The sequence below is a fragment of the Sphingobacteriales bacterium genome, from assembly GCA_016699615.1.
Classification (GTDB): Bacteria; Bacteroidota; Bacteroidia; order Chitinophagales; family JADIYW01; genus JADJSS01.
The window spans coordinates 667,573-692,254 of record CP064984.1 but is presented as its reverse complement, the minus strand read 5'-3'; the positions used below and the strand labels follow the sequence as shown (position 1 = coordinate 692,254).

The window sequence follows — 24,682 nt, the reverse complement described above, 5'->3', positions numbered from 1 at the left end:
AAACTATTGAGGACTTTTCAACATTAATTCACTTTTCGATAAAATCCTGTCTTGGGCTTTTCTAAAAGCATTGGTACAGAGTTGTTTAGAAAATCATCAACTGACCTTTCGGATAAGCCCAACTTTTTACCAATGGCAACTGCTTCCTTTCGTTGAAATTCTTGTGGCAACTGGTCTAATAGCTGTTTTTTGTTGTTTGGCATCTTATAAAGAATAGGGTCTTTGTTTTCTTCCAGATTGTTGAACATTAAAAGGCTATGTTGCAAATACACATCTGAAAGCATCAAAGATGCTTGAAAGTCATCATCTGTGCAGGTGGCATTCTTTGAGCAATCGCCATTTTCAAACTTCCGTAAGGAAGTGAAAATCATACAGAAACGGTATAGGATTAAACCCAATCGAAATACAACACTTGCTGCATCTTCGCCTGTGAAAATCACTACGTTTTTGAGCTTGTCGAAAAAAACTTGATTGAGTTTATCCCATTGCTCTTGGGTTAAAAATACTTCTGTTGGGTATTGGTTTAAAAAATCGACAATTAGCAAAACTTGTTTTGATAATGCTTCAAAGTGGTCGTTGTAAACTATTCCGCCTGGTCTTGGTGATGGGTCTTGCCAAACGATTTCATTTTTAAAAGCATAGAATATAAAACGACTAAATAAACCATCTTCTGCCGAAGCGATTAGCTTTGGCACTTGGGCAGGTGTGCCTGACAAGGCCACCGCCAGTTGTGGGTGTTTTATTTCTAAAAGTTCACGGTTGGTTTTTCTTGCTGCTGATATTTTTTCGTGATGAAAAGCGGCTCGCATTATGTGTGAATAATTGCCCCAATCTTGCTTGTTTGCTCCACTCATTGCATCTGCTTCTGTTTCGCAAATAATGCCTTTACCATCATTGTCTTGTAGAATTTGCATCATCATTGCCTGACTGCAATCGGCTGGAATGAAAAGCAATTTAAAGGCAGGTTCTTGTGGTTTTTCGGGTATTGGGTCGTCTTTCTTACGTTTGCTTAGTTGAGCTTTATACTCTACCATTTCATTTTCGTGTTGGTCTTTGGCTTGCTTACTGCTTTCCACCATTCTTTCGTGGATTTTATCGCCTAATCTTTTTGCGTTTTTCAATACACCCTTACCGCTTGCAGCTGGAGCAATGATGAAAGAAAACAAATGCGGATAAACTCTTTCTTGATGATAAACGCCTTGAACATCAGGCAAACAACCACTTATAATACATAAGGCACTGGTTAAGAAAACATCTCTTTTGCGTGGGTCGTTATCAAAAGCTCTTGCACCTTCACGAAATAAATCGGGCATTAAATTGATGGCTTCTATTGGAATGGTAGGCGTTGTTTTGAGGTAATCTTCTGTTTGGTCGTTTGTGATTTCCTTTTTTTGCGAACCTGCAAGGTTTGCAAACTTACCAAACTCTGCTAAATTATTTTGATAGGCACTTTCAATTGATTTGCGTATTTCGGTTTGGTTTTCGTGGTAGAAATTTGATGTAATCAAATTTTCTGCCTCTAGGTGTGGAATACCTCTGCGATTGCAATTACAAGCTAACTGATATAAATAATTGTTGCGGTTTCCATTATTGTATGTCAAAATGTTGTTAGTGAAACTAACACATTCATCAAAAGCGGTGTTAACCGAATTTTGAGCTTGCTCAAAAAGAGGTTCGCTTAAAGGAGCTTGCTCCTGCAAAGTAATTTTAAAAGTGCTTGCACTTTCATTTAAAAAGGCGTTTGTGTCGTCAGACACAAAACAGAGCCTTGTAATGTCTTTACATTTTGGGTCGGCTTCAATACTTATTTCCTTTTCATAATAGGCTTGTACTTGCTTATAGGCTTGCTCGTGGGTTTCGTGGTCTGTATTTACTTTAATAAACACTTTTAAACCATCACCACTTGGGCTTGTGAAACAAGCATAAGTAAAAGGTATTTTGACCGCAAGGTCAAAAGCCTGTTGTAATTCCTCTGGTGTAAGTTTGTCAAAATCAAGATGAACGCAACCGCTGTAAGCGGTGAGTAACTCTTTTTTTCTGCCGTCTTTAAAAGTAGCTGAAGGCGTGAACGCCAAAAGCTCTTTTTTGAGTTGGTCGGCTCTTTCGGGTTTACCCATACCTTTAGCCATACGAATAGCATTTATGCTATCGTGGTAAGTGCCGGATTTGATATTAGAAATGATTGAGGAAAGTGAAACTTCCTCAATAGGTATATTGAAATTTTTATAAGTCGTTATTGTTGTCATCAGTAGAAAAATTAAGGTTGGTAAATTTTGCAGGTACAATACTCTTTTCGAGTAGATCCATAATGTCGGATAAACGGTAGTAGATTTTATTACCTACCTGACAGTACGCAATTACATTTTCGGTACGCCAATAAGCTGCGGTACGCTTGCTTATATTCATAATCTGGAGGAACTCCTGATTATCATACCAAACTTGGTCGGGTTCTGTTCTTTGCTTGTTGCGTACTTCTATGGTCAAGGCATCTAAACGCTGTTTGATTTCTTGAACCTCTTCTTCGGAAAATCTATAAAAGCCCATAATTATTTACGTTTGTTTCTGATTAAATAATTAGCTGCTGCCGTTTCGATGTCCTCTGAAGTTTCCTGCTTATTACGCATTAACCATTCGTCTATTTCTTGTCGGTTGAAATAGAGCTTTTTTCCCTGTGGGCAAAAATGAGGGATTTGCTTTTGTGAGGTTAGCTTGTAGAGATGTGATGCACTGATGTCAAGATACTTGCAGGCATCATTAAAATTGAGTACTTCTTTTTGAAGTAGGTTTTGCTCGTCAATTTTTAGTTCTAATTGACTTAGCTTTTCGAGAATTTGATTTACTTCCATCATTGTATATTTTTATGATTACGGAAGCAAAACAAGGCACTATATGGGTGCTATGGTAGTTGCATAGGGTTGTGCAACCCTATGTTATTGTGTTTATTATCAGTTATTTAGGTTGTTTATTTTTCTTTATCTTTTTTTGCTTTTTGCATTAAATGAATGAATTTTCCCTGCCAAAAATCAACTGCATTAAAGTCTGGAACATCAAAAGCGTTCTTGATAGAGTTGGCACTCACATCTTCTTTTTGCTTGGATGAAAAGCTCTCAGCTATGAAGTTGAAAATATCGGTTTTGTGTTTTGCTTCAATGATACCTTCATCATACAAGGCCCTGAATAAATAGGCTATTTCTTTGACAGTAAGATTGGTTTTTAGTTTGTCTTTAGGCTCTTGCTGGGCTTGAATAGAGAAGTCGGCAAATGAACCTAAATAGCCTTTTTTGAAGTCTTGTAGGGCTTGTTCTGTTGCTTCTTGGAATAGGTGGAAATGTTTCTCATACCATTTAAAAACGTGACCAAAATATTTGCTTTCATACTCTGACATTTTAGAATAATGGTCTGGTTCAGGATTAGGAAACCAATAATCTCTATAATACTGTTCTTTCATAGTTTCAAAGCGAAGCTTTGGACTATGGGTTTTAAACTGGCTCAATGATACCGTAAGGTATTTATTGATTTCATTGTTGTTGAGGTGTTGGGTTCTTTTGTAAATGGTTTGAACAAATTCACTCAATAATGGTCCTTCCATAAATCGGTTGAAATAATCAGGGTCGAATTTGTATTGCTCCCAAAGGTTGTCAAACTTATGTTTGTACTCAACTGCTTCAATTGATATTCTCAATTCAAGTTCTTCTACTAAAAATATTTGCGGTGCTTCCATATTTATAATTTGATTTTGATTTTGGTGGCAGCTTCTACCTTTTTCTCGTTGATAACCTTTGCGTATATCTCGGTAGTAGAAAGGTTTTTATGCCCTAATAATTTTGAAACGGTGTAAATGTCTGTGCCTAAAGTCAACTGAAGCGTAGCGTAAGTATGACGAGCACAGTGGAATGTGATGTGCTTATTGATGCCTGCATCAATTAACCAATCCTTTAAGTAGGTTTTGTTCCAGTTGCCATATTTAAGCCCTGTAAAGACCTTTTCTTTTGGTTCTTTTTGTTCACCTAATAATTCTCTTGCTTCTTCGGCAATGGGTAAGGTTTCTGCTCCATTGGTTTTTTGTTGACGAAAACGAATGAAGTAGCCTAAGTTTTCTGAATGTTGAACTTCTGACCATTTTAGTTTCTCAATATCCGACCATCTTAAACCAGTCAAACAAGAAAAAATGAACATACGCTTTAGCGTTTCATTTCGGCAATGGGTGTTGGCTAACTTTTGTAATTCTTCAAGGGTTAAAAATTCACGTTCTACATCATCCTGTGGAAATGGTTCTACTTGCTCAGATGGATTGAATTTAATAAGACCCTCTTTTAAAGCCTGTTTGAGTGAAGCTCTTAATTTATTGAAGTAGCTGTATTTTGTATTGAGTGAAATTCCGTCACCTGTTTTGGTTTTGGCTTCATAGTCCAGGTAATCTTTGAACCCTTCAACCCATTCTTTATCTAATCGCTCAAAGGTTACATCTTTAGGATTATAGGCTTTTACTAAAATACGGACAGCATTCCAATTGCCATAATTACCCAAACTGGCTTTTTTCTTTTCGGTAAGTGCATCAAAAAACTCAAAGAAACTGCCTTTCAATTTCTCCTTATCTCGGAAACCGTATATACTGTTTTGAACTTCTAAATGTCTTTTACTTCGGATGCTCTCAGCCAATTCAAGGATTTTTTTGTTCTCGTCCTTTTGTGCTTTGGTTAAACTTCCTTTGTCGGGTTCGGGTGTGAGGTATAAACCTAAATGTTCATACTCTCGTTTTCCTTGGTCGTAGTAGTCAAGGTAGAGGGTAATCTTGTTACCCTTTTTACGTTGTCTTAATGCTATTTTCATACTTCATCAGTTAAAAAGATTATCAATTTCGGAACGTGGTATAATTGTTCTCCTGCCCAACTTGCCAGCTTTAAGTTCGGCTCTTTGAATCATTCTTTGAATAGTCCAACGACTTGCACCTAATAAAATGGCAGTTTCTTGAACGCTTAAAAATTCTTTATCTCTAAGGTTTAAAAAATTACCTGTTTTGATTGGCAAACTTTGCAGACTTTGCAGGTTTTCGGAATTTGCAGAAGTAACGGATTTGATTTGGTCGGATAGAGTAGTTTGAACCTTCTCTTCTCGCTTTCTTTGTTTGTATGCTCTACTGGCACATTTATGACCACAAAAACGAGTTGTAGTGGTTTGGGCAACAAATGCCTGACCACAATGTTGGCAGAATTTCGGAATTTTAATTGTACTACTCATATGTTGCTTATTAGTGCCTGTTGTTGCTCGGTGGTGCTGATTGGTGCATCATTTCACCAGTACCTTTCAATTTGTGCCTTTGGGCAACAAATTTGTTGTTTGAGCAACAACTGGGCAACAAAAATAAGCAATAAAGTGCAATTGGGCAACAAAAAAGAGAAGAAACTACATTATTAAATGCAACAATAGTAGGCAGTTAGCAAATAAGAGAAAGATAACTACTTTCCGATACAAAACTTGGAGAAAATTGAATTTAATATGTCTTTATCTACATCTATTTCTCCAGTGATTGATCCTAAGTATCTTAATGCAATTTTTATATCTTGCGTTACTAGTTCTGTCGAAATTGAACTATCTAAGTTAAATAATATTTGTTCAATAGCAATTTTAGATTGCTCCAATGCTTCCAAGTGTCTACTATTGGATACAATTACGCTCTCTTGATTTGATTTTATGTCTTGTGTTACAGTTTCAAATAGTTTGTCTTTTATCATTTGAATATCTGAATTGTTTTTTGATGATGATATATGAATATTATTATAGGTATTTAATTTGTCATCGTCTTTCAAATTTTTTGTACTAAATCAGATTTATTAGCAATGATGATTAATGGCACATGTTCGTTCCTATTTACAGCTGCAAGTTCTTTTTCTAAGTCTATTGTATCTAAATTGGTAATATCAAAAATATAAAGAATGATTGCTGCTTGTTGTATCGTTTCCAAAGCTTTTTGCACACCTATTTTTTCTATTGTATCTACCGTATCTCTAATTCCAGCTGTGTCAATTAGTCTAAATTGTATGCCATTAATATTTAATGTCGATTCAATTTTATCTCTTGTTGTGCCAGCAATTTCTGATACAATTGCAACTTCATCATTCATCAATGCATTAATCCAACTAGATTTCCCTGCATTTGGTTTTCCAACTATGGCAACCTTTATTCCATTTTTTATTGCATTTCCATATGCAAATGATTGAATTAGATTGTTTAGCTCACTTAGAAGTTCAAATAATGTATTTTTTAATTTAGTTCTATCAGCAAACTCTACATCTTCTTCAGCAAAATCTAATTCTAATTCTATTAATGCAGCAAAATCTATTAAAGCAGTTCTTAATGATTTTAGTTTTTTAGAAATTCCACCACGCATTTGTTTCATGGCCATTCTATGTGATGCTTCAGAATCAGATGCAATAATATCAGCAACAGCTTCAGCCTGAGCTAAGTCAAGTTTACCATTCATAAATGCACGCAATGTAAATTCTCCAGCTTTTGCTAGCATCGCACCATTCTCAGTAATTAATTGTATTATTTTACTAATAATATAATTTGAACAATGGCATGATATTTCGCATAGATCTTCTCCTGTATATGAATTAGGGTTTTTAAAAATACTAACTAAAACTTCATCTATTTTTTCGCCATTAGCATCTTTTATTATTCCAAAATGAATTGTATGAGACTCTTGCTCAGCCAATTGCTTGCCAAAGAAAATCTTATCACAAATTTGTATTGCATTATTGCCTGAAATTCTAATTATCGCAATTGCACCATTTCCTTGTGGTGTTGATAAGGCTACAATTGCATTTTGCTCCAAAATTTTCATGTTATATTTCTTATAAATTAGTTAATTTTGCTTAAATAATAGATTTTCTTTTATATATTTGTTGCAAAATCTAATTTTTATGTTAAAAAATGAACGTCTAGTCATGTTTTTCTCAATCTTAATGATTGCAAATGTAGTATTTTCAAACGAACAATCTGATACTAAGAATAAAAAGTCAAGTTCAAGTTTGACAACATCATCAAGAATAGAAACTAAAAAATTTTTAAAAGATTGGTCTTTCACCATACATGGTGGAGCAACTTCTCCGTTCACAGATATTAGAAGTTATGACTGGTTTAGACAAATGAAATCTCCAAGTGAAATTCAATGGGGCGCAGGAATTGGGATTACTAAAATGATGGGTAATATTTTCGGAATTAATTTAGATTATACATTAGGACAATTATCTGGAAGAACTGTTACAAAAGGTGGATTTGCTGAAGATAGAAAACATTGGGAAACACTAGGATTTGACCAAGAAGTATATTTTAAAACAAATGTTTTTCATCAAGGAACTATATGTGCTTATGTAAATTGGAGTAATATGTTTTTTGGAATTAATAGATGGATTAAATCAAATATTAAGCAAAAACCATGGAAAGAAAGAAGAGTTTCTGTTTTCTCACGTTTAGGAATTGGATTCATTAGATTAGAATCAAACATTTATAATGTTGCAAATGATAATCCAATCAAAGGCTCAGCATACACAAGAGGATATACAAATAAATTTACTGAAATTGTTTATCCTTTGTCATTAGGATTAAAATTCAAATGTACAAAAACAATAGATTTTGGAATTGAAGGAATGTTTGTATTTACAAACTCTGATAAGATAGATGCATTTAACTTCCAGTCAAGAGCAGATGTAATTGATGCAATTTCAGGAAAACCAACTAAAGTTTCTTTGTCAAAAATGAATAGAGATGCATATTCTTATGTGAATGCAAATATCACATTTAAGTTTGGTAGAATAGGCGCACAAAAAGAACACAATGAATGGGTTAATCCATTAGAAGCTTATATGAATGTGGTAGACGAAAAACTTAAAAATCAATACAGAGTTAAAGATGCTGATAATGATGGTGTAATTGATGAATTAGACTTAGAACCAAACACAGAACCAGACGCAATAGTAGATACACACGGAAGAACACTTGATTCAGATAAAGATGGCTATCCAGACCATAAAGATCCAGAACCATTCTCAACGCCTTTATTACCAATAAAAGAAGGGATAAATATAAGACCTGACGGATTAACTCCTGAACAAATTCGAGAAGTAAAAAATATTATCAATAACGAGATTAAAACAGGCACCGTTAGTGGATGGAATTTATCATTAATATTCTTTGACTTAGATAAATATAATATCAGAACATCTGAAATACCAGAGTTATTTAAAATTGCCAACGTGATGAAGAATAACCCAGATTTACAAGTAGTTGCAAAAGGACATACAGATGTTAGACAAACAGATGCGTATAATGACAATTTATCAGCAAACAGAGTAGATGCAGCAGTTGATTATATTGTTAAAAACTTTGGAATTGATAGAAGCAGATTCAAACTAGAACACTATGGTGAAAAAGTGAATATGATTCCTAATGCAAACACTGAAGCACTCCATCAGTTAAATAGAAGAGTTGAATTCTATCCTTTGAATAAATAAATTTATAAAAATATCATAAAAAATTAAGGCTATACAACGTGTAGCCTTTTTTATGTATCTTTGTTAAATAAATTAAGTCTATCAATATAATATAATGAAATTAAGAGTCCTTTTTAGTATATTTCTTCTAAATTTTAGCTTTTTAGCATACACGCAAGTTGGGTTAGGTCAATTATTAAATCTCGGAAGCACAGGATATAATTCTGTAATGAATGCAGCAAGAACAGCATCTACAACAAAAGTAGGTACATCTGGTGCTTCACAAGCAGCTGCATTACAACAAGCAAAGATGCTAGGTGTAGATCCAAATATCATTAAATTACTCACAGGTGGAAAAGCAGAAGAGCAACCTTCAGGTTCAGGTCTTGCTGGAGAAATAATATCTAGTATTCTAGATCCAGATTATGCTGCATTAATGTTAGAAATGAGAGTTAAACAAGACTCCATGTTCTTAACATTAGATAGCATGCGAAACGAAAGAGTAAAATTAAAAGATATAGATATATCAAACGAAATATTTGGACATAGATTTTTTTCGACAGATAACTTACAATTATTTCTAAAATCTACAGATACCAAAGCACCAGATTCATATGTGCTTGGCGTCGGAGATGAATTATTAATTTCTGTTTGGGGATATGCAGATTACAATAACAAATTTAAGATTGGAGATGATGGATATATTCAAGAGAAAGAATTTGGTCGCCTATATTTAAAAGGAATTACTTTTGTTGCTGCGAAAGCAGTAATAGGCAAAAGATTAAATACATTCATTAATCCAGCTAATACAAAATATGAAATTAGCTTAAATTACTCTAGGTCAATAGATATAAATCTAGTAGGAGAGGTTATTACTCCAGGAACTTACAAAATTCCAGCAATAAATTCTGTTTTCAATGCAGTAAATGCAGCTGATGGAGTTACTAGAATAGGTACAGTAAGAAATATTCAGGTAAAAAGAGAAGGTAAATTGGTAAAGACATTCGACTTACATCAGTTTTTATTCAATCCAATGCCTCAAGATAATTTCTACCTACAAAGTGGAGATTTTGTTTATGTTCCAGTAGCAGAAAAATTAGTAAAAGTTCAAGGTGCTGTTAGAAGACCATCTATCTATGAGCTTAAATCAAACGAAGGTTTAAATGAATTAATTGTATTTGCAGGTGGATTAAAACCAGATGCATTTATTAGAACTATACAAATAACTAGATATGTAAAAGACAAAACTGAAATTATTAATATTGACTATGAAAAGTTAATGTTTAATAATGAAAATTTTAAACTTAATGATGGCGATATTGTTGATATATCATTTATTCCTAATGGAGTAGAGAATGGCGTAAATATCTCAGGTTCAGTAAGATTTCCTGGTAGATATCAATTGAAAGAAAATTATAGAATTTCTGATGTAATAATTATGGCTGGTGGCATCAGATTAGATGCATATATTGATAGAGCATATCTAAAGAGAAAAATGCCAGACCAATCAGAAGTAATTACTAAATTTTCACTATCTAATATCTTATTAGATCCAAATTCTGCTGATAATTTCCTATTACAGAAAGATGATAAAATTGAGATATTTTCACAATCTAATTTTGCCGAAAAATTTATGGTATCTATACAAGGTGCTGTTCTAAAACCTGCAGTATTAGAATATTCTCAAAACTTAACATTAAATGACTTATTGTTTTATGCAGGTGGTTTAAAAACAGAAGCAGCAAATTCCAAAATAGAAATTTCAAGAGTAATTGATGTAAATCAAGACTCATTAGGGAAAAAGTATTTACCTAAAAGAATAGTTGTAAAAACTATATCCATAGGATCTAATTTAGAAATAGATGAAGTATCAAAAGCATTCAGGTTATCGCCAATGGATTTAGTAGATGTAAGAAAAACACCTGGCTTTGCAGAACAAATGAAAATAACATTAAGCGGAGAAGTTGTTTTCCCGGGAAGTTATACAATCTTAGATAAATTTGAAAAAGTATTAGATGTCATTCAGCGTGCTGGCGGACTAACACCATATGCACACATACAAAGTGCAAAATTAATCCGACCTGATTTTGCTCAGAACAAAACTGTATTTGAACTTAAAGATGCTTTCAAGGATCCAAATTCTAGGTCAAATCTAATTTTAAAAGATGGCGATTTAATAGAGATTCCAACTGTAAATCAATTAATAAGAATAAATGGCGCAATTAGATATCCACATTTAGATAGTGCACAAACTATAAGCGGAAAGTTTGTTGCAGGGAAAAGTGCGAGATGGTATGTGAAAAATTATGCAGGTGGTTTCGAAAAAAGTGCAAAAAAGAAAAATACAATGGTGCTCTATCCAAACGGAAAGGTAGAGTATACTAAAAGTTTTATGGGTATTAAAAATTATCCAACTATTGATGTAGAAGGTGCTATTGTAAATGTAGAAATGAAAAAGCAAAAACCAAAAGCACCATCAGTTCCACGTGAGCCAGTAAGTCTCAATATCTTATTACCAAGTTTAATTGCAGGTGTTACATCAGCATTATCTACAGCATTATTAATTATATTTTTAAAATAATATAAATATGGCAACTTCCAATAAAGAATTATTTGAAGAAGAAGACGTTAGGCTAGTAGATATTGCAGATTCAATTGGTGGATATCTAAAATATTTATTAAAAAAATTCTATATCGTAATTATTGGTGTAGGTGGAATGACATACTTATTATATTTGTATGCTAAAAAAGCACCACCTGAGTATGTCGCATTTACTTCATTTAATACAGTCGATCCAAAAGGAATTGCGGCGTCAGGTCTAATATCATTAGCATCGTCATTAGGTATGGGTGCCAGTGGTACTCAAGTAGATTTATTAGCAGGTTTATACCAATCAAGATTAATTTTTTACAACGCTTTATTAAAAGATGTAGAAGTAGATGGAAAAGTAGATAAACTTGGAAATCAGTTTATGAGAGTCTATAATCTTGATGCTGGATTTAAACAAATTAAAGGAAAAGAAAACTTTGGATTTACAGCTGAAAATATAGATGACTTTTCAAACGATGAAGATAGTATCGCTAGAACGATGTACACATTATTTGCAGAAGAATTATTAGAGGCAGAATACGAAGTAACATCAGGTCTTATTTTTTCAGAAATTACAACACCAAACTATGAATTGTCTAGAAATTTAGGAATTCATATTATAGAAGGTGTAACTGATTATTATCAAGAACAGCAGATTGAGAGTGCTCAGATTTCATATAAAACAATAGACAAAAAATTAGATTCTCTAAAAGGTGAGATAGATTTTAGAGAAAAAAAACTGGCACAAATGCAAGATCAAAATATTTTTAATATTAAACGTCAAGGAGTATATGACCAAGATGAATATAGGTCTGATTTACAAATATTAAAAATAGCTTACAATGAAGCATTGAATACCAAAGAGGCAGCAAAATCAAGTTCTAAACCGCAAGCCAGTCCAGTACGTGTTGTCGATAATCCAAGATTTGCTACATATCCAAAATATAAAAGTACATTGTTCTTTGGATTAATTGGATTTGCAATAGGAATTGTTTTAGTTGTAATTCCATTATTAATTAGAAAAGCAATTAAAGATGGTAAATTAGAAAATGAGCTAAAGGAAAAAGCTAAAGCAAATACTAGTACTGTTTCTTAATTCATATTTTTTTTCTTAATTTTATTTCTGATGAATGTCAATCAGCACACATACGATGAGCCTATTGCTATTATTGGTGTAGCATGCAAATTACCAGGCGATATCAGTAATTTAGAAGATTTATGGAATGTCGTAATCAACAAAAAAGATGCACTTACCTCATTTCCAGAAAATAGAATTAATAATATCGATGCATTAGTAAACAATAAAAGAACGAAAGGAAAAATTGTAACTAAGAAAGGTGGATTCCTAAATGATATTGAATATTTTGATGCTAATTTCTTCCAAATTTCAGCCAAAGAGGCAGAAAAATTAGATCCACAACAAAGATTATTGTTAGAAACTTCGTTCAATGCTGTTGAAGATGCAGGAATACCATTAGAGAAATTATATGGTTCAAAAACTGGCGTATTTATAGGATGTTGGCTCAATGATTTTGAACATAAACTAGCACAAACGCCACATGATGTTGATGTATATTCCACAACTGGTTCTAAAAGATACCCATTGTCTGGAAGATTATCTTTTTTCTATAACTTACAAGGACCATCAATTACTGTTGATACAGCATGTTCATCATCATTAGTAGCTATGCATTTGGCTATGCAAAGCTTAAAATCAAAAGAATGTAATGTGGCATTTGCTGGTGCAGCAAATACAATTATCGATAGTTTCATTTCAGTCGGTTATTCTCGCTCTGGATTATTATCAGAGTATGGTGCATGCCACTTCGGTTCAAACAATCCAGATGGTTACGTACGTTCAGAAGGTGCAGCTGTGGTTATTCTAAAAAGATTGAGTGATGCAATAAAAGACAATAACCAAATCTATGCTGTATTGCCAGCAAGTGTGTGCAACAACGATGGTGCATCTGATAAATATATGTTGGCACCAAGTAGTATTACACAACAAATAATGATTGAAGAGGCTTACAAAAAAGCCAATATAGATACAAATAAGGTACAATACATAGAAGCACATGGAACGGGAACTAAAGCAGGTGATCCATCAGAAATAAATGCGATTTGGAATGCGTTATCTAAAAACAATAGAACAATAGATAATAATATTTTTGTCGGCTCAATAAAAACAAATATTGGACACACAGAATCTGTAGCTGGATTTGCTGGATTGTTTAAAACATTGATGGCAATGAAGCATAAAACAATTCCACCAAATTTACATTTTTATGAGCCAAATACTGATATTGCTTGGGAAAATATAGGTGTGAAAATTCCTACGGAAGCAATAACTTGGAATGCGAATGAAGATAATACACTAATCGCAGGCATCAATGCATTTGGAATCACAGGCACCAATGCACATATTATAGTACAATCTTTTGATAGTAATAAAAATCAAGAAGTAGATATTACACAACCTAAAACAAAAATATTTCCATTTTCTGCCAATCATCAAGAAGCATTAATTAGCTATGCTAAAAAATATATAAAAAAATTAGATACTTATAATTATGATAATATATTAAAAAATATATGTTTTTTTAAGTCAAATTTAAAACAAAGAAAAGCAATTGTTTTCTCTGAGTTTAATGAATTAATTGATGCTTTAAAAAATATTGCTGAACGAAAAGAAGATATTGCTGTTCTTGATGGATATGCAGAAATTCAACAAAGAAAAATTGCTTTTGTTTTTCCAGGACAAGGTTCTCAATGGCAAAAAATGGGAAAAGAATTGTACCAACATCAACCAATATTCAAAAAATATATTGATGATTGTGAGATTGAATTTCTAAAATTTGTTGATTGGAACTTAACTGAAAAACTCTTTGATGAAAATGATATCACAGAAATAGATATTATACAGCCAGCTTTAGTTGCTATAGAAATTGCCTTAGCAAAATTGTGGATGCATCTTGGTGTGCAACCTTATGCAGTAATTGGACATAGCATGGGCGAAGTTGCGGCATATATTGCTGATAAAATTTCATTGAATGATGCAGCTAATATTATTTGTACTAGAAGCAAACTAATGAAAGAACAAAGTGGCAAAGGCGCAATGGGCTATATTGCACTTTCTGCTGATGAAGTACAAGATACTTTAGACAAATTGCAACTGATTAATGTAAATATTGGTGTTGTCAATAGTCCAAAATCTACTGTAATTACGGGCAATAAAGATGAAGTAGAACAAATTATTCAATATTTTGAACAACAAGAAATTTTTAGTAGACTGATAAAAGTTGATGTTGCATCACATAGTAAACACATGGATGCATTGAAAGAAAGGCTTAAAATAGCCACTGAAAATGTAAGCACAAAAGAGAGTGAAATTATTTTTCAATCTACAGTAAATCCAACTCAATTAAAAAATTATAAATTAGATGCAAACTATTGGGTAGATAATCTTAGAAATACGGTACAGTTTTCTTCTGCAATAGAACAAATAATAAATGATGGCGTTGATACATTTATTGAGATAAGTCCAAACCCAATTTTGTCGCAAGCTATACAAGAAAATATTGAGCACAAAAATTCGGACGCACAATATTTAAGTAGTTTAGAAAAAAATACAGATGATGAAAGAAATTTTTCTAAACATATTGCACAAGCATATTGCAATGGAATACTTATTAATTGGAAAAATCTTTATGGTATTAATTATGAAAAAATATTATTACCAGAATATCCTTGGCAGAAAGAATATTATTGGATAAAAAATACAGAAACGAATCTATTACAAAAAAATAGAATTGTAAAAGGAAAGCCAGCACATTTATTTTTGCAAGAATATATATTTAATAATAATGTAAATACGCATATATGGAAATGTAATTTTAATTTAGATGCTTTTAATTATTTAGCTGACCACAAAGTAAATGATGAAATATTGTTTCCAGCATCAGGTTTTATTGAGTTAATTCAAGCTACTTGCAATGAATTATTTTCTGATAAAATTGCGGAATTTAAAAATATTACTATTTATCAATCTTTAGTTTTAAAAGAAGAAGAAAATATTCCAGTAAAAATCATACTTCAAGAAAATATTGGAAATTTATACGAATGTGTCATTGTTTCTGAACAACACGAAGAGGAAGTACTACATTGTAGGTCTGAAATATTATTAAAAGAAAATGCAGTAAGTAATAAAAAATTAATTACAATATCTGATGCAAATTCAATATCACATGAAATGCATTATGAGTTGTGTCAATCAATTAACCTAAATTATGGTGATAATTTTAGAGGAATTCAATCAATTCATTACAACCAAAATATTTTTGAAGCTGATATTAATTTGCAAATAGAATTAGAAAATTATGTTACACATCCAAGTTTATTAGATGCATGTTTACAAACAATATTAGCACCAATATATTTAAAATATAATAAAACATTTGTTCCATACAGTATAGAAAAATATACATTATATAAAGATATATCAAAAAATAAATTAAAAACACAAGTAGTATTAAAATCGATAAATGACAATAATTGTATTGTAGATTTATTTGTTTTTGAAGACGATACATGTGTTATTTCTGCACAACATGTTGAGTTTAGAAATCTATCAATTGAGCAAGAACTTACAGAAGATGTATGGCATGAACTTATTGCAGTAGAAATAAATCCAATAGAAAATGAGTCAAGAAATGATGTATTAGTTGTGCATAACAATTCAATAGCAGAATTATTTTATAATGCATTTTATAATAATGATTTTGATGTTAGATATTTAGATATTAATGATTATTCAGAGCAAGCTATGCTCAAATCATTTAGAAGCATAGGCATTAACTCAAACACACAAATAATATTTTGTGTAGATGCATTGCAAAATATTAATGATACAAGTAAAATAATTGCTGCACAAGAACAAACTATTCTTGCTATTGCAAACTTAGTAAAAACAATTACTACACTCAATCTTGATATAAGATTATGGTGCATTACACAACATGCAATTGCAACTCAAAAAGATGAAGTAATTAATCCACTACACCATCAAATTCCAGCATTTGTTAGAGTATTGTGGAATGAAAATAATGAACTCAAACCATCAGTTATTGATATTCAAAATACAGAAGATATTATTCCAGCTATTCATATCATAGCTCAACAACAAAAAGAAAATGAAATTGCAATTCGTAACAATCAATTCTTTGCAACGAGATTAAATCAAGTAGAAAAAATAGATAACGAAAACACACAAATAATTTCAGCAAATAATATTCCATTCAAATCATCTATGTCAAGCATTGGTGTTATTGATAATATTGTTTTTAATAAAATTAATTTACCTAATATTTTAGAAGATGAAGTATTAGTAGAAATAGAAAGTATAGGTGTAAATTTTATGAACTTACTTTCAGTATTAGGCATTTGTCCAGGAAAAGTAGATGGTTTTGGAACACTTGGTATTGAATGTGTAGGTATTGCAAAAAAGGTTGGGAAAAATATACATCATATTCAGGAGAATGATAGAGTATATGGAATGGCTTATGATACATTAGCATCACATACAATTGTAAATGGTAATGCATTGTGCAAAGCACCAAATAATCTAAGTGTAGATGAACTAGCAACTATACCAGCAGTTTTTATTACAGTATATTATAGTTTAGTAGAATTAGCTAGAATAAAAAAAGGTGATAAAGTATTAATTCACGCAGCAACAGGTGGTGTTGGTTTGGCAGCAATACAAATTTGTAAACTGTACGAATGTGAAATCTTTGCAACAGCAGGCAGCGATGATAAACGAGATTATCTATTAAGTATTGGCGTAGATAATGTATACAATTCAAGAAGTACAGATTTCTATGAAGAAATACTAGAAGATACAAATAATTATGGTGTAGATGTTGTGCTCAATTCACTAACAGGAGCAGCAATGTATAAAAGTTTAGAGCTACTCACATCTTTTGGCAGATTTATAGAAATTGGAAAAAAAGATATATTTGAAAATTCTAAAATTGGATTAGAAGTTTTCAAAAAGTCACTAAGTTATTTTATGGTTGATGCAGAAAAAATGCTATTTGAAAAACCAGAAATATTAGGAGAATTATTGCAAGACATAAGCGTACTATTAGAAGACAACCAATTGCAACCATTGCCATCTACAGTATTTGATGTATGTGATACTAAAGAAGCTTTTAGAAAATTAAATACATCAAAACATATAGGTAAAATTATTATTAATTTTGAACATAAACAAAATTTACAAATTAATGATACAGCTCAATTTTTAGTTAATGATAAAGCTAGTTATTTACTCACTGGAGCATTTGGTGGATTAGGACTAACATACACAAAAATGTTGTTAGAACTTGGTGCAAAGCATTTAATATTAATAGGAAGAAATTTACCAAAAAATGATGTTGCAAAGCAATTAGACGAATGGAGAAATACATACAACGCAACATTACAAGTAGAACAAGCAGATGTAGCCAACGAAGCTGAGCTAAAAAATATCATTCAAAATATACATATAGATTTTCCATTAAAAGGTGTTTTTCATCTAGCTGGTTTGTTGGATGATGCAGCAATTATTAATATTTCTAGAGAAAAATATTATAATGTAGTAACACCAAAAATATTAGGAGCATTACATTTACACCAACTTACTAAAAAAATTGATTTAGATTATTTTGTTTTATTTAGTTCTTCTGCTGTACTCTTTTCATCACCAGGGCAAGGTGCATATGTTGCAGCCAATGCATTTTTAGATGCATTAGCACATGATAGAAAATTAAAAAACTTACCAGCTATAAGTATTCAATGGAGTACGATAGATGATGTAGGTTTGGCAGCATCACAAAAAAATAGAGCAGAAAGATTAAAGAACGAAGGAATAGAACCAATGAGTTCATTACAATCATTAGATTATTTCAAAAAATCAATAACCACAGACTATTCCAATATAGGTGTTTTTAAATTTGATGTCGCAAAATGGAAAAACAATTATGCTTCTGCAAAAGATAATCCATACTTTGATTTATTAGATACACAAGAAAATGAAGTTCAAAAAGAAACAGCATTATCATTTGTAGATACTTTGTCTACTTTACAAGATGCAGGAATAATTGAGAATAGCATTGAAAACAAACTCAAAGAAACAATATCAAAAGTAACAAAAATTACTACAGATAATATTCAAACACAATCTACATTCAAATCATTAGGTATAGATTCACTGATGTCTATACAATTAAAAAATCAATTAGAAAAAGTATTTGAAACTAAACTTTCTGTTACATCATTTTGGACATATCCTACAATAAAAATATACACCAAATTTTTATTAGATAAATTGGAGATTAAAAACAATCAGCCAATAGATAACAATACACAAACAATAGAAATTGAAAATCAAAAATCATCAGAAGATAATAAGCAGCAACAAATAATTGCAGAAGAAGAAATAATTGTAGATAGTGAATTAGATGAATTAAGCAAGTTATTAGATGATGAATTAAAAAATTTATAATGACTGATCAAGAGAAATACGCAGCACAGATAAAACAAGCACTTACTGCAATAAAAGATTTAAAAAGTCAATTGCAACAGGAAAGAAACAAACAACATGAACCAATTGCAGTTGTTGGTATGGCATTTCGTTTCCCAGGCAATGCAGATAGCGTAGAAAAATTATCAGAATTATTATTAAAAAATATTGATGCAATAGAAGATATTCCAACATCAAGATATGATAACTCAAAAATTTATGATGCTGATGGAAGCCTTGGAAAATCAGTATTACAACAAGGTGGTTACTTAAAGAATATAGATTTATTTGACGCACCTTTTTTTGATTTAACAAGAATTGAAACTGAAAGTTTAGATCCACAACAAAGAATTTTATTAGAACTAACACAAGAAGCTATTGAAAATGCTGGTTTAAATACACAAACATTAGTTAATTCAGAAACTGGTGTATTTATTGGCATCACTAGCATCGATTACCAAAAAAAACATTTTAGAAGTGGAGATTATAATTTAGTAAATCCATACTCATACACAGGTTCTGCTGTATGTGCCAATGCAGGTAGAATATCATATACTTTCGGATTTCAAGGGCCATCAGTTACCGTAGATACTGCATGTTCATCATCATTAGTTGCTACACATCTGGCTGTACAATCTTTGAGAAAAGGAGAAAGTAATTTGGCAATTGCTGGTGCAGTAAATTTAATTTTAGAACCAGAACTTTCAATATGTTTTACAGCACTTAGTGGTTTATCAAAAGATTCAAGATGTCGTCCTTTTTCAAATCAAGCAAATGGATTTGTGCGTTCAGAAGGTGCAGCAATTATTGTATTAAAAAGATTAAACGATGCAATAAATGATAATGATAATATTCTTGCAGTAATAAAAGGAACAGCAGTAAACCAAGATGGCAAAAGCAATGGATTTACAGCACCAAGTGTTTTAGCACAAACAAAATTAATTCAAACAGCCATCAAAGATGCACAGTTAGATCCAAAAGATATTGAATACATAGAAGCACATGGCACAGGCACAAAAATTGGTGATCCAATTGAGTTAGAAGCATTATCAACTGTCTTTAGTTCAACAAAAACAAATGCAAATCCTTTGCATATCGCATCAATAAAATCAAATATTGGTCATACAGAAAGTGTTGCAGGCTTGGCTGGTTTGATAAAAAATATACTTTCCATCAATCAAAGAATTCTACCCAAAAATTTACATAGTGAAGAATTAAATCAATTTGTAGATTGGGAAAGTCTTCCAATAAAAGTTGTTCAAGAAAATACAACATGGCAACCTGAAAATAAATTTGTTGGCGTAAGTAGCTTTGGTGTAACAGGCACAAATGCACATGTGATTCTTGGACATCATCAAAATAATGATGAAAGAAATTCAACATTAAGAAACGATATATTTATACTTCCAATTAGTGCAAAATCCGAAAATGCATTATTAGAAGTAGTAAAAAAATATGATGATTTTATTCAATCATCTAATGTGAATTTAGAAGATATCTGTGCGATGGCTGCGCTCAGAAGAACACATTATAAGTATAGAAAAACTTTTGTAGCATCAAGTAAAGATGAGATATTACAGCAGATAAGTGATTTTTTAGAAACTAAAGATGTAGAAAAAAATATTAGATATGATACTGATGATAATATAAAAACTGTTTTTGTTTTTCCTGGGCAAGGCGCACAATGGCTAGGTATGGCACTAAATCTAATGGATAAAGAAGCAGTATTTAAAGAATCAATAGATGCATTTAATGCTATTCTAAAAACACAAACTGATTGGGACTTAATAGAAATATTAAATTCTAATGACGAAGAAAAATTCAATCAACTTGATATTATACAACCAACACTTGTTGCAATTAGCATTGCATTATCAAAGCTATGGCAAAGCAAAGGTGTTTTTCCAGATGCAGTAATTGGGCATAGTCTTGGTGAAGTTGCAGCAGCACATATTGCAGGAATTATTTCTTTAGAAGATGCAGTAAAAATAATTTGCAATAGAAGTAAATTGATGAAACAAGTAAGTGGACGTGGTTTAATGTTGGCTACAGATTTAGCTTACGATGAAGCATTAAAAAGAATAGAAAATATAAATGAACAAGTATCTGTTGCAGTAGTTAATAGCAATAATTCTTTGGTATTGTCAGGTGATAAAGATACTATTGAAAAATTAGCAAATGAATTAGAACAAGAAGATAGATTTGCAAGGTTGATAAAAGTTGATGTTGCATCGCACAGTGTACACATGCAAGGCATTGATGAACAACTGAAAGAAGTATTACAAGATGTGTTACCAAAAAATAGTAATGTAGAGTTTTATTCTTCAGTGTATAAAACTAAAATTGATGGCAACAATTTGAATGCAGAATATTGGAAACAAAATTTAAGACAAACTGTCCATTTCAAAGATGCCATTACACAGATATTGCAACAACATCAATGTGTGTGCATAGAAATGAGCCCACATCAAACACTATTACATGCTATTCAACAAAATATTGATACCACAAGTTCTAAGTCAATAACAATTGCATCACTTACAAAAGAAAAAAATGATGTAGAAACTTTTTACAAAAACTTATCAGATTTATATGAACATAACATTCAGATAGATTTTAAAAATATTTATGAAAATATAAATAAATTTATTTTATTGCCAAACTATGCTTGGCAAAAAGAAAGATATTGGTTTGATGAGCAACCTAATGTGCAACAACCAATCCAAAGTAATATTAAATCTGAAGACATTTCAATAGATTATATCTATACGACAAAATGGGAAATTGTAGATATTAATTCAAATAAAATAGAAAACAAAAAAGTATTACTGTTAGAATATCAAAAATCATCTAATGTTTTTGAAAATATAAAATCTGCATTAATCAACAACAATAATTCAGTTGATACAGAAAAAGAAGACAGTCAGATTTATGATTATATAATAATCTGTTGTCTTGAAAATAATGAAAGCAAGGATGATGTGTATCTTAAAATTGAAAAATTAAAACAACAAATAAAAAACACCTCACAAAATAAACATCAATCAAATATTATTTTGCTTACTTCAAATGCTGTAATTATTAACAACGAAAAGACATTGAATGAGCAAGCATGTGTATTAGCTGGAATTTTTAGAACATTGAGAAATGAAGAAAATTCTATCACATTCAAACATATTGATATTGACAATAAAATTGATGTTGAAAATATTTTAAATAGCTTAAACACAGAAAATAAATATTCAGAAATTGCAATAAGAGAGCATACATACTATGTCCCAAAAATTATTTCAGTACCAACATTATCTAATGATTCTGCAAATAATTTAGACAAAGATGCAACAATATTAATAGTTGGTGGCACAAGTGGATTGGGCTTGCAATTGGCAATTGATTACAGCAACAAAGGACACAAAAATATTGCATTAGTAAGTAGGAGCGGAGCTAAGCCAGAAACGGATGAAGCATTAGATTTATTTACGCACAACAATACAAAAGTAGCAATACTAAAAGCAGATTATACCAACAGTCAAGTTGTACATGATAGCATTGTTGCAATAGAAAAAAACATGCCAGCAATCAAAACTGTAGTACATGCAGCAGCAGTTTTAGCCGATGGCCTTTTTCAAGATATAAATAATGATGCAGCAAAATCAATTCTACAACCTAAACTTGATATCGCAAAAAATATACAAAAATATTTTTCAGATAAAAATGAAGTGAGATTAATTTTCTTTTCGTCAGCAGCAAGCGTGTTGGGTACTCTGGCACAAGCTGTGTACAGTGGTGCAAATTATTTTATAGATAATTTTGTAAATTATATAAATAATATTGGTGGCAATGCAATTGCTGTAAATTGGGGAAATATTGCAGAAGTTGGATTGGCTGCTCAAGATGATAAACGTGGTAAAAATCTATCAGATCAAGGTTTAGGATTAATTTATAAAAACGAATTGCCAAAATTGTTTGACATGATGGAAAGCAATAAACTCAACCAAATTATTCCTTTGAAGATTGATTTTAATAAATGGAAAGAAACCTATAAAAATACACAACAAAACATTTTATTTTAAAATTTCATTGAGCAGAAAACTATACAAATAGAAGATAGTGTAGAGAAAGATGTAGTGTACACACAAAGAAATTTAGACACAGCAGTAGAACTGATTCAACAAAAAATTAAAAATCATATTTCTACCATTACTAAAATTCCTGTAACAAAATTAAAGATAGATGAAACATTCAAGTCATTAGGCGTTGATTCTTTGATGGCATTGCAACTAAAAAATAAAATACAATCAGACTTTAATATTACACTCAATGTTTCAAGTGTGTGGAGTTACCCAACTGTAGAAAAATATGCAAATTATCTTTCAGATGAATTAAATTTAAAAGAACAGTACAATCAAAATATAGAGCAAACAACAGCTAAAAAAAATACAATAGAAACAGAAGTAGATAGCCTAAGTTTAGATGAACTAATGAAACAATTGAACGATAAATTATAAAATAAGCATAATAATTTGATTTTATATTACTATATTTGTTTGTTTAGAGTTAATTATTTAATCTTATACTATGTTTATTGATAAAAAACAGATAATAGATAGAATACATTCAGATAATTCATGGTGGCAAGAAAATTCAATTGAAATTTTCTTCAAAAAAATGAGTAAACGACCATATTTTGATATTTTCTATCCATTAGTTATAGAAAAGGAAATAAAAAGAGCTGTTGTTTTAATGGGACCACGAAGGGTTGGAAAAACAGTGATGATTAATCATACAATACAAAAACTAATTGATGAAGGAATAGAAAGTAATAAAATATGCTATTTCTCTATAGATACTCCAACATATAGCAAAATACCGTTAGAAAGTTTACTAATATATTTTTTGGAAATCAATAAGCTCAATAAAAACGATGACCTATATATTTTTTTTGATGAAATTCAATACCTAAATAATTGGGAATTACATTTAAAATCATTAGTAGATACTTATCATAATATTAAATTTATAGTATCTGGTTCATCTGCGGCAGCCTTAAAATTAAAAAGCATAGAATCAGGTGCTGGAAGATTTACAGATTTTATTTTACCACCTCTTTCATTTTATGAATACTTAGTATTAAGGTATGAAAATTCTAAAGAAGCTATTTTTTGGAATGAGAACATAGAAAAAAATATTGACAAACTAAATTCAGAATTTCTTTATTTTATAAATTTTGGAGGTTATCCAGAAGTATCAATTTCTAAAATTGCGCAAGAAAACATAAATCGATATCTGAAAAATGATATTATTGAGAAAGTATTATTAAAAGATTTACCAAATTTGTATGGTGTTCAGGATATACAAGAATTAAATGTTTTATTTAATTATATCGCGTATAATACAGGATTAGAATTCTCTTTAGATGCTATTGCTTCAAATTCAGGAGTAGCAAAAAACACTATAAAAAAATATCTTCAATATCTAGAAGCAGCTTTCTTAATTCATATAGTACATAGAATAGATCAAAATAGTAAGAAATTTAAAAAGGCAAATTTCTTTAAAGTTTATTTAACTAATACATCTTTACGCAGTGCCTTATTTATGAGTGCTAATAAGGAAGATAAGAATTTTGGAAACATTGTAGAATCTGCAATATACGCACAGTATTATCACCAAAGATATATACTTAAAAATATATACTATGCTCGTTGGAATGAAGGTGAAGTAGATGTCGTAATACTTGACCCAATCTATCAAAAGCCATATTTTGCATTAGAAATAAAATGGTCTAATAGATTTGCAGAAGATCCAAAACAATTAAGAAAAATTCTAAATTTTTGCAACAAAAATAATATTAAAACTTTACATGTTACAACAATTGATATACTTAAAGAAGAATATTTTGGAGATATATTAATAAAATTTATACCAGCTGCTATTTTAGCATTGATAGAATCTAGTGTCGCTTTTAAAATACAACGCGATACTTCCAATTTGTCTATAGATGAACTAATGAAACAATTGAACGATAAAATATAACCCAAC

At 30.9% G+C, this 24,682-nt stretch carries 13 protein-coding genes and 1 pseudogene; 7 read left to right on the top strand and 7 right to left on the bottom strand.

Annotation, left to right across the window (positions count from 1 at the left end; translation table 11 throughout):
• Window positions 1-23 precede the first annotated feature (23 nt).
• The 7 genes and pseudogenes from IPK18_03335 to mnmE form a co-directional block, all read right to left on the bottom strand.
• Window positions 24-2,246 (bottom strand): DUF3987 domain-containing protein, encoded by a 2,223-nt coding sequence (locus tag IPK18_03335; protein QQR98574.1) that lies wholly within the window; start codon window positions 2,244-2,246, stop codon window positions 24-26.
• Window positions 2,224-2,544: a helix-turn-helix domain-containing protein gene (locus tag IPK18_03330; GenBank protein QQR98573.1), complete on the bottom strand. Its 321-nt coding sequence runs from the start codon at window positions 2,542-2,544 to the stop codon at window positions 2,224-2,226. The genes IPK18_03335 and IPK18_03330 overlap by 23 nt, the downstream gene beginning before the upstream one ends.
• 2 nt (window positions 2,545-2,546) lie before the next feature.
• Window positions 2,547-2,846 (bottom strand): helix-turn-helix domain-containing protein, encoded by a 300-nt coding sequence (locus IPK18_03325; protein ID QQR99291.1) that lies wholly within the window; start codon window positions 2,844-2,846, stop codon window positions 2,547-2,549.
• A gap of 116 nt (window positions 2,847-2,962) precedes the next feature.
• Window positions 2,963-3,721 carry a hypothetical protein gene (locus tag IPK18_03320; GenBank protein ID QQR98572.1) on the bottom strand — a complete coding sequence of 253 codons (759 nt, stop codon included), beginning with the start codon at window positions 3,719-3,721 and terminating at the stop codon, window positions 2,963-2,965.
• Between the two features lie 2 nt (window positions 3,722-3,723).
• On the bottom strand, window positions 3,724-4,830 hold the full coding sequence (locus IPK18_03315) for a site-specific integrase (GenBank protein QQR98571.1): 1,107 nt from the start codon (window positions 4,828-4,830) through the stop codon (window positions 3,724-3,726).
• 6 nt (window positions 4,831-4,836) lie between these two features.
• Entirely contained in the window at window positions 4,837-5,238 is a 402-nt protein-coding gene (locus tag IPK18_03310; protein QQR98570.1) for a helix-turn-helix domain-containing protein, read from the bottom strand.
• Between the two features lie 218 nt (window positions 5,239-5,456).
• Window positions 5,457-6,844: pseudogene (mnmE, locus tag IPK18_03305) on the bottom strand (tRNA uridine-5-carboxymethylaminomethyl(34) synthesis GTPase MnmE).
• 79 nt (window positions 6,845-6,923) lie between these two features.
• On the opposite strand from mnmE, the gene IPK18_03300 reads away from it, so the two are divergent.
• From IPK18_03300 to IPK18_03270, 7 genes are all read left to right on the top strand, one after another.
• Window positions 6,924-8,513, top strand: coding sequence for an OmpA family protein (locus IPK18_03300; GenBank protein ID QQR98569.1), 1,590 nt, complete (start codon window positions 6,924-6,926; stop codon window positions 8,511-8,513).
• Between the two features lie 94 nt (window positions 8,514-8,607).
• Window positions 8,608-11,073 (top strand): SLBB domain-containing protein, encoded by a 2,466-nt coding sequence (locus tag IPK18_03295; GenBank protein QQR98568.1) that lies wholly within the window; start codon window positions 8,608-8,610, stop codon window positions 11,071-11,073.
• A 7-nt stretch (window positions 11,074-11,080) separates the two neighbouring features.
• Complete coding sequence (locus IPK18_03290) at window positions 11,081-12,178, top strand: hypothetical protein (GenBank protein QQR98567.1); 1,098 nt, start codon at window positions 11,081-11,083, stop codon at window positions 12,176-12,178.
• A 30-nt stretch (window positions 12,179-12,208) separates the two neighbouring features.
• The gene (locus IPK18_03285) at window positions 12,209-18,625 is read left to right on the top strand and encodes an SDR family NAD(P)-dependent oxidoreductase (GenBank protein QQR98566.1); all 6,417 of its coding nucleotides are present in this window, start codon (window positions 12,209-12,211) and stop codon (window positions 18,623-18,625) included.
• Window positions 18,625-22,716, top strand: a complete 4,092-nt coding sequence (locus IPK18_03280; protein ID QQR98565.1) for an SDR family NAD(P)-dependent oxidoreductase — start codon at window positions 18,625-18,627, stop codon at window positions 22,714-22,716. The genes IPK18_03285 and IPK18_03280 overlap by 1 nt, the downstream gene beginning before the upstream one ends.
• A 54-nt stretch (window positions 22,717-22,770) precedes the next feature.
• Complete coding sequence (locus IPK18_03275; GenBank protein ID QQR98564.1) at window positions 22,771-23,151, top strand: acyl carrier protein; 381 nt, start codon at window positions 22,771-22,773, stop codon at window positions 23,149-23,151.
• 70 nt (window positions 23,152-23,221) lie between these two features.
• The gene (locus IPK18_03270; protein ID QQR98563.1) at window positions 23,222-24,676 is read left to right on the top strand and encodes an ATP-binding protein; all 1,455 of its coding nucleotides are present in this window, start codon (window positions 23,222-23,224) and stop codon (window positions 24,674-24,676) included.
• Window positions 24,677-24,682: the final 6 nt, after the last annotated feature.